This window comes from Nonomuraea sp. MTCD27 (assembly GCF_041950495.1).
Taxonomy (GTDB): Bacteria; Actinomycetota; Actinomycetes; order Streptosporangiales; family Streptosporangiaceae; genus Nonomuraea.
Genome location: NZ_JBGNUW010000015.1, coordinates 1 through 13,638 on the forward strand (window position 1 = coordinate 1; position 13,638 = coordinate 13,638).

At 69.8% G+C, this 13,638-nt stretch carries 14 protein-coding genes; 4 read left to right on the plus strand and 10 right to left on the minus strand.

The genetic code is table 11. From position 1 onward, the window contains the following. On the minus strand, nucleotides 1–419 hold a 419-nt coding region (locus ACBJ59_RS37170; protein ID WP_375114872.1), incomplete at its 3' end, for a winged helix-turn-helix transcriptional regulator. Nucleotides 420–481: 62 nt separating this feature from the next. Here ACBJ59_RS37170 and ACBJ59_RS37175 point away from each other — a divergent pair. The 4 genes from ACBJ59_RS37175 (at nucleotide 482) to ACBJ59_RS37190 (ending at nucleotide 3,890) form a co-directional block, all read left to right on the plus strand. Next, nucleotides 482–1,279 (plus strand): ABC transporter permease, encoded by a 798-nt coding sequence (locus tag ACBJ59_RS37175; protein WP_375114873.1) that lies wholly within the window; start codon nucleotides 482–484, stop codon nucleotides 1,277–1,279. Next, nucleotides 1,279–2,211 (plus strand): ABC transporter ATP-binding protein, encoded by a 933-nt coding sequence (locus tag ACBJ59_RS37180; RefSeq protein ID WP_375114874.1) that lies wholly within the window; start codon nucleotides 1,279–1,281, stop codon nucleotides 2,209–2,211. The genes ACBJ59_RS37175 and ACBJ59_RS37180 overlap by 1 nt, the downstream gene beginning before the upstream one ends. Before the next feature lie 124 nt (nucleotides 2,212–2,335). Further along, nucleotides 2,336–3,157: an ABC transporter permease gene (locus ACBJ59_RS37185; protein WP_375114875.1), complete on the plus strand. Its 822-nt coding sequence runs from the start codon at nucleotides 2,336–2,338 to the stop codon at nucleotides 3,155–3,157. An 82-nt stretch (nucleotides 3,158–3,239) separates the two neighbouring features. Further along, nucleotides 3,240–3,890, plus strand: a complete 651-nt coding sequence (locus ACBJ59_RS37190) for a hypothetical protein (protein WP_375114876.1) — start codon at nucleotides 3,240–3,242, stop codon at nucleotides 3,888–3,890. Nucleotides 3,891–4,014: 124 nt separating this feature from the next. Here ACBJ59_RS37190 and ACBJ59_RS37195 read toward each other — a convergent pair whose 3' ends face one another. From ACBJ59_RS37195 to ACBJ59_RS37235, 9 genes are all read right to left on the minus strand, one after another. Continuing rightward, entirely contained in the window at nucleotides 4,015–5,610 is a 1,596-nt protein-coding gene (locus tag ACBJ59_RS37195) for an FAD-dependent monooxygenase (protein ID WP_375114877.1), read from the minus strand. Nucleotides 5,611–5,731: 121 nt separating this feature from the next. After that, entirely contained in the window at nucleotides 5,732–6,022 is a 291-nt protein-coding gene (locus tag ACBJ59_RS37200; RefSeq protein ID WP_375114878.1) for an MTH1187 family thiamine-binding protein, read from the minus strand. Nucleotides 6,023–6,156: 134 nt separating this feature from the next. Beyond that, complete coding sequence (locus ACBJ59_RS37205; protein WP_364114321.1) at nucleotides 6,157–6,477, minus strand: hypothetical protein; 321 nt, start codon at nucleotides 6,475–6,477, stop codon at nucleotides 6,157–6,159. A 10-nt stretch (nucleotides 6,478–6,487) separates the two neighbouring features. After that, the gene (locus ACBJ59_RS37210) at nucleotides 6,488–7,165 is read right to left on the minus strand and encodes a uracil-DNA glycosylase (RefSeq protein WP_375114879.1); all 678 of its coding nucleotides are present in this window, start codon (nucleotides 7,163–7,165) and stop codon (nucleotides 6,488–6,490) included. A gap of 70 nt (nucleotides 7,166–7,235) precedes the next feature. Next, a complete protein-coding gene (locus tag ACBJ59_RS37215) occupies nucleotides 7,236–8,639 on the minus strand; it encodes a M1 family metallopeptidase (RefSeq protein ID WP_375114880.1) in 1,404 nt (467 codons plus the stop codon). 84 nt (nucleotides 8,640–8,723) lie between these two features. Beyond that, a complete protein-coding gene (locus ACBJ59_RS37220) occupies nucleotides 8,724–9,623 on the minus strand; it encodes a carbohydrate ABC transporter permease (RefSeq protein WP_375114881.1) in 900 nt (299 codons plus the stop codon). Continuing rightward, on the minus strand, nucleotides 9,620–10,996 hold the full coding sequence (locus ACBJ59_RS37225; protein ID WP_375114882.1) for an ABC transporter permease subunit: 1,377 nt from the start codon (nucleotides 10,994–10,996) through the stop codon (nucleotides 9,620–9,622). Before ACBJ59_RS37225 ends, ACBJ59_RS37220 begins: the two co-directional genes overlap by 4 nt. Nucleotides 10,997–11,008: 12 nt before the next feature. Continuing rightward, nucleotides 11,009–12,331 carry an ABC transporter substrate-binding protein gene (locus tag ACBJ59_RS37230; protein ID WP_375114883.1) on the minus strand — a complete coding sequence of 441 codons (1,323 nt, stop codon included), beginning with the start codon at nucleotides 12,329–12,331 and terminating at the stop codon, nucleotides 11,009–11,011. Nucleotides 12,332–12,338: 7 nt separating this feature from the next. Then, on the minus strand, nucleotides 12,339–13,586 hold the full coding sequence (locus ACBJ59_RS37235) for an ABC transporter substrate-binding protein (RefSeq protein WP_375114884.1): 1,248 nt from the start codon (nucleotides 13,584–13,586) through the stop codon (nucleotides 12,339–12,341). Between the last annotated feature and the right edge of the window lie 52 nt (nucleotides 13,587–13,638).

Sequence of the window (13,638 nt, forward strand, 5' to 3'; positions counted from 1 at the left end):
GGGAGGGGGAGGGGGGCGGGGATCCGGGTGTGGAGGAGGGCGTGTACGCGGGCCGTCTCCGTGCCCCCCGAGCTGGGGATGCCCGTCAAGGTGCCGTCCCCCAGCAGCCAGCGGTCCGCCCAGTCCTGCATGCTGATCAACGTCGGCGCCAGGGCCCAGCCCGTGTCCGTCAGGACGTATTCGTGGCGCACCGGCCCCACCTGGTACGGCTCCCGCGCCAGGATCCCGTGCTCCACCAGGTGCTTCAGGCGTTCCGTCAGGATCTTCCTGGAGATGCCCAGCTCCCGCAGCAGGTCGTCGAAGCGGCGGTGGCCGCGCGTCACCTCCCGCACGATGAGCAGGCTCCACCAGTCGCCGATGACCGAGGCCGCCTGGGCGATCGAGCACTGGGCGTCCTGTTCGCGTAGCTCCCTGACCATGGGCGGACTTTACCGCATTGTGAGTCTCTGATAGAAACTCAGTCAGTTCCCAAAGGAGACTTATGGTGGTGACATGGGCGACATTACGACGGTCGTGGCTGGTGACGAGGCGGGCCTACCCCTGGACGTACTTCGTCGGCAACCTCCTGCTCGGCGTGTTCACGGTGAGCCTGGCCTACCTCGGGCTGCGGATCCTGGGCCGGGGTGAGGTGTCGGCGGAGTTCCGCGGGAAGTCCGGCACGGCCGACTACCTGGGCTACGTCGCCGTCGGCGCGGCGGCGCTCATGTTCGTCAAGCACTGCATCCTGTGGACCGGCAAGGCCATGATCCAGGAGCAGCGCGAGGGCACCATGGGCGCGCTGATCGTGGCCCCGGCGCGGCGCATGCCGTACCTGCTGGGCCTCTCGCTGTTCTCCTTCAGCGCCGTGGCGCTGGAGGTGGTGGTGCTGCTCGGCTGCGCGGCGCTGTTCGGGGTGCGGCTGGAGCCCACCGGGTGGGGTGACGGCGTGCTGGCCGTGGCGGGGCTGGGGCTGGCCGTGTTCGGGATGTCCGTGGTGCTGAGCAACGTGATGATCGTCGCCGGGGAGGCGCACATCACGCAGAACTCGGTGTTCTACGCGATCGCCCTGCTGTCCGGGTTCACGTTCCCGAGGGAGTACCTCCCCGAGGTGCTCCAGTGGCTCGGCGAGGTGGTGCCGGTGACGGCGGCCATGGACGTCGTACGCGGGGTGTTCACCGTCGGCACCGGTGTCGACGCCGGGCGGCTCGCCACCGCCGTCCTGATCGGCCTCCTCTACACGATCGCCGGATTCCTCGCGATGCCATGGGCGGAGCGCAGGGCCATGGAACGGAGTTACTGATGATCGAAACCGTGAACCTGCGCAAGCAGTTCGGCGCGAAGGTGGCCGTCGACGGGCTGAACCTGACCATCCCGACCGGCCGCGTCACGGGACTGCTCGGGCTGAACGGCGCCGGGAAGACCACCACCATCAAGATCCTCGCCACGCTGCTCAGGCAGACGTCGGGGACCGTGCGGATCGGCGGGCTCGATCCGGTCAGACGGTCGCACGCCGTGCGGAAGAGGATCAACCTGATCGCGGGTGGCGAGCGGATGGTGTACGCCCGGATGACCGGCCGGGAGAACCTCTGGTACTTCGGGCAGCTGTACGACGTTCCCGGAAAGGTGTTGCGGCCCCGCATCGGAGAGCTGCTCGAACTCGTCGGTCTGACCAAGGCGGCCGACACAAGGGTCGAACAGTACTCCCGGGGCATGACCCAGCGCCTGTCGATCGCCCGCGGCCTGGTGAACGACCCCGACTACCTGCTGCTCGACGAGCCCACCCTCGGCCTCGACGCCCCGATCGCCCGCGACCTGCGCAAGGTGGTGGCGGAGCTGGCCGAGCGCGGCAAGGGAGTGCTGCTGACCAGCCACTACCTGGCCGAGGTGGAGCAGCTCTGCGAGCACGTGTACGTGATCGGCGACGGCCGCCACCTCGCCGCGGGCACCCCCGCCGAGCTCATGGCCCTCACCGGCTGCCACCGCACCGTACGCGTCACGGTGACCGGCCTGACGCCGGAGGTCGAGGCCGCCGCGCTAGCGTTCGACCCGGCCGTACGGGTGCGCCCCGGCGGGGTGATCGAGCTCAGCCACCCCGGCGACGTGGCCGGGGCGCTCACCACGACGATCATCGAGGCGGGCGGCACGCTGGGCGGCCTGGAGATCGCCGAGCCGTCGCTGGAGGACGCCATCCTGGCCCTGAGCGACCGCCCGGCCATGGCGGTGGTCGCATGAGGTGGCGGATATTCGGCCGCTGGTCGGAGCGCCGTCACACGGGCGCCGGACCGATGTGCCCGGCCTGCGCCACGGACCTGCACACCCTGTGCCCCTGCCTGATCGTCCCGTGGCAGGTGACCAGGTGAGGCACGCGGTGAAGATCCTCCGGGCCGAGGCGCTCAAGCAGCACCGGCAGATCTTCGGCAGCAAGCTGGTCATCCTGTCGATGCTGGTCTGGCCCCTGCTGCAGCTCGCCGAGACCTATTACATGCTCCAGCCGCTCGCCGCCACCCCCGGCATCGCCGACCGCTGGCCCCTGGCCGCCGATCCGCAGCGCCTGCTGGCCTTCCTGGCCACCGGCGCGCTCGGGTTCACGTTCTTCTTCTCGCTGGTGCAGTCGGCCTGGCACTTCTCCATGGAACGGCAGACGGGGACGCTGGAGCTGCTGTTCCTGTCCCCGGCCAACCGGCTGGTGATGGTGGTCGCGAACGGGTTCGGGGCGCTGGTGCAGAACGTCTGGTTGTTCGCCTGCTTCTCGGCGGCCATGCTCACGCTGCTCGACGTGGTGCACGTGGCCCACCCCGCCATGTACGCGGTCGTCTTCCTGGCCCTGCTCCTGCCCGCCGTCGCCTGGGGCGCGTTCCTCAACAGCCTGCTGATCTTCTCCAGGGACTCGGCGTTCCTCTACACCCTGCTCGACGATCCGATGTGGTTCGCGAGCGGGGTGCGGCTGCCGACGTTCGCGCTGCCGGGGATCGTCCGCGCCTTCGGGTCCGTGCTGCCGCTCACCGGGAGCCTGGCGATCGTGCGCGGCGCGCTGCTCGACGGGCAGGGGGTGGGCGAGCTGGCCGGGGAGCTGGCGGCGCTGGCCCTGCTGTCCGCGGTGCTGCTGCTGGCGGCCGTCGTGGCGCTCCGGACCGGTGAGGCGAAGGCGCAACACACGGGACAGCTGAGACTGTTCTGACCTGGTTTGATGGGAAAAGTCCATGGTCGTCCTGAACCAAATGAGGTCGTTAGCCCGTCAAAGGGTCGTGATCCCGTTTGAGATGATCGATGAAGATCTGCACACGGCGCGCCTGCGGGCGCGTCGCTGGGAGGAGCTGAACGAGCGCCGCACGGCGATCACCGGCCTGATGCGGGAGGCCCGGCGGGAGCTCGACGCGGCCGGGGTGTGGGATCCGGAGCACGTGGCCATGGAGGAGGCCCGGCTGGGGGCGTACACGATCGTGCTCGCGGCGGTGGAGCGGGAGCTGGCCGAGGTGGGGCCGGCCAAGGAGCTCTACGAGGAACTCCTGGTACGCGAGGAGCGCCGGCTGACCGGCTCGGCCGATCCGCGGGGCGCCGAGCTGCTGGAGATCCGGCGGCTGCTGGCCGAGCTCGACGTGGAGCTGCCGGCCAGGGAGCGTGCGACGGCGGCCGGGCTCGCGATCCTGGACGGCCCAGGGCCCCAGGAGGCGGCGGCCGGAGGCGGCGAAGAGGCGACGGCCGGAGGCCGGGAGGAGGCCGCGGTCGGGTTCGCCCGGGAGGTCCGGGCGCTCGGCATGACCGTGCCGCCGGGAGCCACGGGCGGCGTGGCCGGCGGCGACAGCGGTGGCGAGGTCGCGGAGGTGGTGGAGCGGCTGGAGGAGCGCCGCCGGGAGCTGGGCCGCATGCGGGACAGGCTGTGCGCCCGGCGCGAGGAACTGCTGCTCGGCTGAGAAACCGCAGACGGGAGGGGACGGGGCGGGGCGGTGCCCGAGTGGTTGCCGCCCCGCCCCCCGGCCGGGTCAGCCTTGCCGCCCCGCCCCCCGAGTCAGCATCGGCCGCCCCGCCCCCGGCTGGTCAGCGGCTGAGGATCCGGCGCAGGACGCGGTCCAGCGTCTCCACCGGGTCCGGGTCCGGCTCGGGTGAGCGCCAGGCCACGTACCCGTCCGGCCGCACCAGTACGGCGCCGCCCCCGCTGACGCCGTACCGCTCCAGGAACCGCCCCTCCACGTCCAGCAGCTCGTCGTCCACCAGCAGCCGGGTGAGCTCCACCCCGAGCCGCTCCTTGACCAGCCTGCCCGCGTCCATCCACACCTGACCCGACTGCTTGGCCGCCATCAGCACGAAGCCGGTGCCGAACAGGTCGATGGTGGAGATGCGCTGCCCGTCCCAGTCGAGCACCACGTGCGGGGCCCGGCTGCCGGGACGTCCGGTCGGCACGCGCGGATCCTCCAGGATCGACCCGTCGTCGCCTGGCTCGTCGAGGATCGCCGTGGAGTGGTACCGGTGCCCGAGCAGCGCCCCCACCTGGTCCTCGAGCGGCTCCGGATAGCCGACCCGGGCCGCGGGCGGCATGCGCGCCCCGAGGTTGGCGAGCTGCGCGTCGGCCGTCAGCGCCCCGATCGGCCGGCGCTCGGCGTCGTACGTGTCCAGGAAGTCCGGCCCGGCCTGCCCCGTGAGCACCAGCCACAGCCGCCAGGCCAGGTCGCACCCGTCCTGGAGCGCCGTGCTCCCGCCCTGCCCGCCGGTGGGCGGCATGGTGTGGGCCGCGTCCCCGGCGAAGAACACCCGCCCCGCCCGGTACGACCCCGCGAGCACGTGCGCGATCCCGAACGTCGCCTTGTCGAGCACCCGCACGTCCAGGTCGGGCCGGCCCGTCCCCCGGCGTACGAGCTCGACGCAGCGCTCACCGGTGAAGTCGGCCGCGCTCTGGCCCGGGGCGAGGTTGACGCCGAGCACGTGCGCCCCGACCCCGGTGCCGGTCACGATCACGCCGGTGAAGGACTCGTTCTGCAGGTACCAGAGCGTGACCTCGCGCTCCCGGACCAGCCCGGACAGGTCGGCGTCGAACATGATCGAGCACATCTGGCCCACCTCGCCCACGCCCGAGGTGGGCACGTCGAGGGACTGCCGCAGCGGGCTGCGGTAGCCGTCGGCGGCCACCACGTAGTCGGCCCGCACGAGCCGGTCGCCGTCCTTGCCGCGGATCCACGCCGTCACGCCGTCCTCGTCCTGCTCCAGCGAGACCAGCTCGGTGGAGAAGCGCAGGTCGGCGCCCAGCTCCTCGGCTTTGACCCGCAGCACCCGCTCGATCTCGGCCTGGGGCGCGCCGACCATCGCGGCGGGCGTGAGGCCGGCCAGGAAGGCGAACTCCTCCTTCTCGTCACTGATGATCATGTGCGGATCGGGGTCGGCCAGGTCCTTGGCGATGGCGATGCGCATGTTCTCGCCGATGCCCGCCCAGATGCCCGCGAGCTGATCCTCGATCCCCGGCACCGGCCGCAGCAGCTCGACCGCCCGCGGGCCGACCCCGAACGCCTTGGGCTGGACGGAGGTGCTCGGGTGCCGCTCGACCAGCATGACGGGCACCTCGCGCCAGGCCAGCAGGGTCGCGGCGCTCAGCCCCGCGTAACCGCCGCCGACCACCAGGACCGGCACTCGCTCTTGCTCCATTGGACCCCACCTCCGAGAACGCGTACTATCGCGTCAGTGACGATAGACACGATATGTCGCGTCCTCCGGGACGGTCAAGATATATCTCGAATTTGGAGAGAGGGCCCCGGGGGCAGAGGGTTCAGGGGAGGTGGCGCTCCAAGGATTCGAGCTTGGACGTCATGCCGTCGGTGACGCCCTGCCGCAGGTCGGCCTTCAGCACCAGGCTCACCCGGGGAGCGACCTCGGCCACGGCGTCCACGGCCCGCCTGACCACGTCCATCACCTCGTCCCACTCGCCCTCGACCGTGGTGAACATGGCGTCCGTCCGGTTGGGCAGCCCGCTCTCGCGGACGACCTTGACGGCGCGGGCGACGGGCTCGGCGACCCCTTCGCCGACGCCCAGCGGGGTGATGGAGAATGCGACGATCATCGGATGTCCTCTCGCGTTGGCCGGAGGGTTCCGATCCTAACCAGCGCGATCTTCACCGGCGCGAGGTGTCCGGCACCGGGGTCAGGACAGCGAAAAGCCACGACGCAGGAGAACGCCGTGGCCGCCGCCGTGTGTCAGTGGTGCTCGTGCTCGTCGTCCTCTTCCTCGCTCGGCCCCTCGGAGGGCTCCACACCGAGCACGGCCTCGCGAGGCTCGATCTCGGTGATGTGGTCGACGAGCTGCAGCACGTGGTCGGGCTCGATCAGCCACTGCAGCGCGGAGGCGCCGCTGTCGTCGGAGGCGACCAGCTCGGCCTGCTCCGTGCGCTCCTCTTCGGTGAGATCGGCGTCGGGGTGCCTGATCTCAGCCAGCGCCGCCGCCTGCAGCGCGTCCATGTCGAGCACCTCGACGGTCAGCTCGACCGTGAGACGCAGGAACTTCGGTTCATCACTCATGGCGACGATGCTAGGGCAGCTTCCACTCGACAGGTGCGGCGCCTTGCTGGATCAGCAGTTCATTGGCGCGGCTGAACGGCCGCGAGCCGAAGAAGCCGCTGCGCGCCGACAGCGGGGAGGGGTGGGCGGACTCGACGCGCGGCACGCTGCCCAGCATGGGCGCCAGGTTGCGCGCGTCGCGGCCCCACAGGATCGCCACCATCGGCTTGGCACGCGCCACGAGGGCGTGAATGGCCTGCTCGGTGACCTGCTCCCAGCCCTTGCCACGGTGGGAGGCCGGCTTGCCGGGCATCACGGTGAGCACCCTGTTGAGCAGCAGGACGCCCTGCTCGGCCCACGGCGTCAGGTCGCCGTTGGCGGGCCGGGGCAGGCCGAGGTCGCTCTCCATCTCCTTGTAGATGTTGACCAGGCTGCCCGGCAGCGGGCGCACATCGGGGGCCACGGAGAACGACAGCCCGACGGGGTGCCCCGGGGTGGGGTAGGGATCCTGGCCCACGATCAGCACCTTGACCTCGTCGAAGGGCTGGTTGAACGCACGCAACACGTGCGCGCCGGCCGGCAGGTATTGCCTGCCTTCGGCGATTTCCTTGCGCAGGAAGTCGCCCATCTGGGAGATCTGCTCGGAGACGGGCTCCAGTGCACGGGCCCATCCGGCTTCGACGACTTCGTTCAGTGGAAGACCGGCCATGGCCGTTGAGCTTAGCCAGGTCTGGTACGGCTTGCGGCCGAAACGTCGGTCCCAAGCCGTACCAGAATGATCACAACGACGGCTTGCCGGGCTTGAAGAGCCAGGCGTCGAAGAGGGCGTCGAGCTGCCTGCCCGACACGCGCTCCGACAGGGCGATGAAAGCGGCGGTGTCGGCGTTGCCGTACTTGTGCTCGCCCGCCCACGCCCGCAGGATCGCGAAGAACGCGTCGTCGCCCACCTCGCGCCGCAGCACGTGCAGGGTCATCGCGCCGCGGTCGTAGACGGGGTCGTGGAAGAGGTTCTCCGGGCCGCCCGGGTCGGCGGTCGGGGTCTGCCAGAACTCGTCCTCGGCCGCCGTCGCGTACGCCTGGTCGAAGGCGGCCTGCACGGTACGGGTGCCGAGCCTGTCGGCCCAGAGCCACTCGGCGTACGTGGCGAAGCCCTCGTTGAGCCAGATGTCGCGCCACAACGTCGGCGTCACCGAGTTGCCGAACCACTGGTGGGCCAGCTCGTGGGCGAGCAGCGACTCGCTGGGCACCCGCGGGTAGATGGGCCGGGTCTGCGTCTCCAGCGCGTAGCCGACCTCCGGCGCGTGGTCCACGATCCCGCCGGTCGAGGAGAACGGATACGGGCCGAAGATCGAGCTGAAGTAGTCGAGCACCGGAGGATGCCGATCGGGGAAGCCCGCGGCGTCGCCGGCCAGCTTGGGATCCACGGCGGTGGTCACCCGGTGCCCGCCGATCCGGGAGTCGGCGAGCTCGAACTTCCCGATCGACACCGTGGCCAGGTAGCTGGCCATCGGTTCACGGGAGTCCCACACGTACGTCGTCCGCCCGCCCTTCGGCACCTTGGCCACCAGGTCGCCGTTGGCCACCGCGACCCGGGTGCTCGGCACGGTCACCGTGAACCGGTGGGTGGCCTTGTCGGTCATGTGGTGGTTGCCGGGGAACCAGGTCATCGCGCCCTGGGGCTCGTTGGCGTTGTACACGCCGTCGCTGGTCTTGATCCACCCGTCCACGGAGCCGTCGGGGTCGACGACGTGGACGGGGCGGCCGTCGTACCTGATCACGACCGTGAAGCCGCGGCCCGCGCCGAGCGCCCTGGCGGGGGTGACCACCAGCTCGGAGCCGCCCTGCGTGTAGGAGGCAGTCCGGCCGTCCACCGCTACGGACCGCACGGACAGCGTGCTGACGAGGTCGAGGTTGAAGCGGCTCAGCTCCTGCGTGGCCCGGGCGGAGATCCGCGCGACGCCGGTCAGGCGCCCGGAGGAGGGCTCGTAGTCGAGCGAGAGGTCGTAGTGGCCGGCGTCGTAGCCGCCGTTGCCCTGGTCGGGGAAATACGGGTCACCGGCGCCCGGGGCGCCCGGCGTGCCGTGCGACAGGGCGGCGGGGTCGGTGGCAGTGGCGATGGCTGGGGCAGGAGTGAGGGGTAACGAGATGAAGGCTGCTGCGGTGAGGGCGAGGAGACGCTTCATGAAGAATCATCGAATACACATGACCAGGCGTTACGGCGGGCGCCCGCATGCCCCCCTCGGGAAGGCGGGCGCCCGTCAGCTCACCTACTTCACGGAGCCGGACATCATGCCCTGCACGAAGTACCGCTGGAACGCGAAGAACAGGATCAGCGGGATGATCAGCGACATGAACGCGCCGGACGACAGGATGTCGACGTTCGACCCGAACTGCCGCATCTGAGACTGCAGATACTTGGTCATCGGCTGGTTGCCGGTGTCGGCGAAGACCAGCGCGATGAGCATGTCGTTCCACACCCACAGGAACTGGAAGATGCCCAGCGAGGCGATGGCGGGCTTGCCCAGCGGGAAGACCACCGACACGAAGATCTTCCACTCCGACGCCCCGTCCATGCGCGCCGCCTCCAGCAGCGAGGACGGGATGCCGACGAAGAAGTTCCGGAGCAGGAAGATCGCGAACGGCAGGCCGAACGCCACGTGGAACAGCACCACCCCGGCGATCGAGCCGAAGATCCCGGCCCCACCGTAGAGGGAGGCGACGGGGATCAGCGCGATCTGGATCGGCACGATCAGCAGCCCGACGACGACCAGGAAGGACAGGTCCCGGCCGGGGAAGTCCATCCAGGCGAACGCGTAGCCCGCCATCGCCGCGATGCCGATCACCAGGAGCGTGGTCGGCACCGTGATCAGCACGGTGTTCCAGAAGGACGCGGTGAAGCCGCTGCCCAGCAGGTTGGCGTAGTTCTGGATGGTCAGCTCGGCCGGTTTGGTGAAGACCGTCCACCAGCCCTCGGCGTTGTTGACCTGCGTGGTGCGCATCGAGACGACCAGCAGGCCCAGCGTGGGCACCAGCCAGAACAGGCCCAGCAGCACCATGATCACCTGGACTGTGCCGCTGCCGATGCGATCGACGATCCTGCTCGCCAGGCCCCTGCGCGGCGTTCCGGACTCCAGCCCGGTCGGCGCCGTAGCCGTTGCCGTGGTCATGTGTCTTCCCTCCTGAACCTGCGGATGTTCATGATCATGAAGGGGAGGACCAGTATGAGCAGGAAGATGGCCAGCGCGCTGCCCAGGCCCTGGTTGTTCCCGCCGCCGAACGACACGCGCCACATTTCCAGCGCGACCACGTTCGCCTGCGGCTGGACCGAGGCCGGCGCGATGATGAAGACAAGGTCGAACACCTTCAGCGTATTGATGATCATCGTCACGAAGACGACGAGCAGCACCGGCGACAGCAGCGGCACCGTGATCCTGCGGAACACCTGCCACTCCGTGGCGCCGTCGATGCGGGCCGCCTCAAGCGCGTCCCGCGGGATCGCCGCGAGGCCCGCCGCGATCAGCACCATGGCGAACCCGGCCCAGACCCAGACGAACGCGCCGATGATCGCGGGGGTGATGAGCGTCGGGCCGAGCCAGGTCAGCCCGCCGTAGGAGGCCTCGAAGTTGGCCTGCGGGAGCCGTACGACGTAGGAGCCCGCGGGCAGGCCGTCGAAGCGGAACGAGCCGTCGTCGGCCGTCGTGGTCGTCTCGGCGACCTGCCCGTTCTGGACCGCCTCGACGGTCATGCCGGGCAGGCCCTTCTCGGTGCCGTCCACCGCGCCGCTCTGCCCGCCGCCGCCCGGCGTGAAGTCGAACCACACGACCCCGGACAGACCGGTCCCCGCCGCCGGGGGCCGCGCCGTCTGGGCGCTGGGCGGCATGACGTCCGGCTTGACGCCCACGATCGGGATCAGCACCGGCTGGCCCGCCTGGGCGGGCTGCTTGGTGACGACCGCGCCGTCCTGGGTGGCGACCGGCGACTGGTCGCCCTCGCGCGGCCGGGCCTCCGGGTAGCCCTGAGCGGAGGAGAACGTGTCGTGGACGGTGGTGAGGACGGCGTTGGCCAGGCCCCGGTCCGGGTTCTCCTCGTAGACGAGGCGGAAGATGACGCCGGCCGCCATCAGCGAGACGGCCATCGGCATGAACACGATCAGCTTGAACGCCGTCGCCCATTTGATGCGCTCGGTGAGCACCGCGAAGATCAGGCCCAGCGTGGTGACCACGATCGGCGCGACGACCACCCAGATGAGGTTGTTGCGGATCGTGGTGAGCATGCCCTGATCGGTGAAGATCGAGATGTAGTTGCCCAGCCCCACGAATCCGTCGCCCGCCGAGTCGAACAGGCTCCGGAAGATGGAGTAGACGATCGGATAGACCACCCAGATGCCCAGCAGCAGCGCCGCCGGGAGGAGGAAGGCGATGGCGACCGCCGGCGAGGGGCCGAGGCGTCTTCTCGTACGGGGGGTATCAGCCGGTCCGGTCGAGGGCCCGCCCGCGATCTCCGCGGGCGGATCCTGCCGGCCGTCCAACCGTTCGGTCACGGCCTTACCTCTTTACTTCCAGGCCTTCTTGGCCTCGGCTTCGAGAGCGGTCTGGGTGCCCTTGACGTCACTCGGGTCGCGCAGGAAGTCCTGCAGCACCTTCCACTCGCCCTTGCCGTCGGTGCCGCCGAACGCGCTCGGCGCCAGGTCGGACATGTCGTAGCGGACAGCGTCGCCGGCCGAGACGATCGTCTGGCCGAGCTGCTTGGTCAGCTCGTCCGGGTAGTTGTCGGGGGAGACGTTCTTGTTGGGCGACAGGTAGCCGGGGAGCTTGGCCCAGATCTCGCCGCCCTCCTTGGAGGCCAGGAACTGCACCAGCGCCATGGCGCCGGGGGAGTCCTTCATGGCCACGGCCACGTCGCCGCCGAGCACGACCGGAGCGGTGTCACCGGCCTTGGGGAACGGGAAGTACTTCGCCTCTTCGCCGAGCTTGGCGCCCGACTGGTCGGCCTCGACGGCCACGAAGTCGGCCTCGATGACCATGGCGGCCTTGTCCGTGCCGTAGACCTTGCTCACGCAGGTGGGGAAGTCGGTCTGCATGGTGCCCGAAGTGCCGTCGACCAGGAACTCCGGCTTGGCCGCGATCTGCTGGATCTTCTCCAGCGCCGTGGCCACGGTGGGGTCGGTCCACGGGATCTCGTGCTTGGAGAGCTTGTCGTAGTTCTCCGGCCCCGCGGTGGACAGGTAGACGTTCTCGAAGAGGTCGGTCAGCGTCCAGCCGGAGGCGCCGCAGAACGAGAACGGCGGCGTGCCGGAGTCGGCGATCGTCTGCGCGGCCTTGACCAGCTCGTCCCAGTTGGTCGGGGGTTGCACGCCCGCGTCCTCGAACGCCTGCGACCGGTACCAGACCAGCGACTTGTGCGCGGCCTTGACCAGCACGCCGTACACCTGGCCCTCGACGGAGCCGAGCTCCTTCCAGTACGGCGTGTAGTTGGCGTCGATCTCCTTGGTGACCTCGGGGGTCAGCGGCTTGAGCGCGTCCTGGTCGACGTACTGCTGCACCAGGCCCGGCTGCGGCAGGATCGCGACGTCGGGCGGGTTCTTGCCCTGGATGCGCGGGCCGAGGTAGGCGCCGGTGTCCTCACCGGTGGAGGCGTACGTGACCTCGGCGCCCGTCTTGTCGGAGAAAGCCTTGAGCACCTGCTCGAAGTTCTTCTGCTCGGCGCCGGTCCACTTGGCGGCTACCTCGAGCTTCACGCCCTGGAGCGTCTTGGCGGCGCCGGACGCCGGCGCCGACTGCGACGCGGTGGGCTCGGTCGTCGTCGGCGCGTTACCGCAGGCGGCGACGGCTACCGCGAGCCCGGCCAGGATCGCTGCTGCACTGCCTTTTCGCATGGCTGCCTCACTGGGTTCTGATGATTTCTTCGAGTTCGGACTTCATGGAGGCCGCGACATCGGCGGCGGCCTCGGGGGAGGGACTGCCGAGCGCCTTGGCGACCGAGCTGGCGATCACCAGGCTCAGCTGGTTGTAGTTGGCGCTCACCGGCCGTGCCTTGGCGGCGAGGATGCTCTCCTTGAGCACGGGCAGGTAGGGGAAGCGCTTGATGAGGTCGGGGTCGTCGTAGAGCTCGGTCCACACGGGCGGGAACGAACCCTCGGTGAGAACCCGGCGCTCGTTCTCCAGGCTCGTGAAATAGCGGATGAACTCCTGGGCGGTGTGCTGGTGCTTGGAGTAGGCGCTGATCGCCAGGTTCGCGCCGCCCAGCGTGCTGGAGCCGGGCCCGTCGAGGCCGGGCAGCCGGGTCACGCCCAGCTTGTCGCCCAGCTCGGCCTTGGCCGGTCCGTACGCGTGCGGCCAGTTGCGGGCGAAGGCCAGCTCGCCCTCCTGGAAGGCCAGGCGGGACTCTTCTTCCTTGTAGCTCAGCGACTCCTTGGGGATCCAGCCCTCCCGCAGCCCCTGGAGCAGGAAGTCGAGCGCGATCTCGGCCTTGGCGGGGTCGAGGGCCACCTCGGTGCCGTCGTGGCTGACGATCTGCCCCCCGGCCGACTGCACGGCCTCGGAGAAGTTGACCGTGAGCCCCTCGTAGGCCAGGAACTGCCCGGCATAGCCTCCTATGTTGTGCTTTTTCCGTATCTCACGTGACTGGTCGCGAAGCTCGGCCCACGTCTGTGGCGGCTTCTTGACCAGGTCGGTCCGGTAGTAGAGCAGCCCCGCGTTGCTCGTGTACGGGACGGCCCAGAGCTTGTCCTTGTAGATCGCCGTCTCCACGACCGGCGGCAGGAACCTGTCGAGCGGGAACAACCCGCGCTCCAGGGGGATGATCCAGCCGTTCTCCGCGAATTCGGCGGTCCACACCACGTCGAGCCCGAGCACGTCGTAGCGGTTGCTCCGGGCCTGCAGGTTGGCCGCGATCTGAGCGCGTTGCTCGTCCGCGGCCTCGGGCAGCTCCAGCAGCGTCACCTTCTCGGCCGGGTGGGCCTGGTTCCAGCGATCCAGCAGGGGTTGCAGGTACGCCGTGGTGTCGCGTCCGGTGGCGAACGTGATGGGCCCGGTTCCGCCCGTCCCCGTCTCGCCGCCGCCCTCGTCGCCCGCCGCCGCGCATCCGGCCGCCAGGGTTACGGCCAGAAGGACCGGCAACAGGCGAAGCACCCTGTTTCCTCCGTGTTCAACTCGGTTTACATACGTGTTAGGTAGATGCATT

Excerpts from the sequence above, each read along its gene's own strand:
- ACBJ59_RS37175 (WP_375114873.1), top strand. The coding sequence starts at position 482 with ATGGTGGTGACATGGGCGACATTACGACGGTCGTGGCTGGTGACGAGG.
- ACBJ59_RS37180 (WP_375114874.1), top strand. The coding sequence starts at position 1,279 with ATGATCGAAACCGTGAACCTGCGCAAGCAGTTCGGCGCGAAGGTGGCC.
- ACBJ59_RS37190 (WP_375114876.1), top strand. The coding sequence starts at position 3,240 with ATGATCGATGAAGATCTGCACACGGCGCGCCTGCGGGCGCGTCGCTGG.
- ACBJ59_RS37195 (WP_375114877.1), bottom strand. The coding sequence starts at position 5,610 with ATGGAGCAAGAGCGAGTGCCGGTCCTGGTGGTCGGCGGCGGTTACGCG.
- ACBJ59_RS37200 (WP_375114878.1), bottom strand. The coding sequence starts at position 6,022 with ATGATCGTCGCATTCTCCATCACCCCGCTGGGCGTCGGCGAAGGGGTC.
- ACBJ59_RS37205 (WP_364114321.1), bottom strand. The coding sequence starts at position 6,477 with ATGAGTGATGAACCGAAGTTCCTGCGTCTCACGGTCGAGCTGACCGTC.
- ACBJ59_RS37210 (WP_375114879.1), bottom strand. The coding sequence starts at position 7,165 with ATGGCCGGTCTTCCACTGAACGAAGTCGTCGAAGCCGGATGGGCCCGT.
- ACBJ59_RS37215 (WP_375114880.1), bottom strand. The coding sequence starts at position 8,639 with ATGAAGCGTCTCCTCGCCCTCACCGCAGCAGCCTTCATCTCGTTACCC.
- ACBJ59_RS37220 (WP_375114881.1), bottom strand. The coding sequence starts at position 9,623 with ATGACCACGGCAACGGCTACGGCGCCGACCGGGCTGGAGTCCGGAACG.
- ACBJ59_RS37230 (WP_375114883.1), bottom strand. The coding sequence starts at position 12,331 with ATGCGAAAAGGCAGTGCAGCAGCGATCCTGGCCGGGCTCGCGGTAGCC.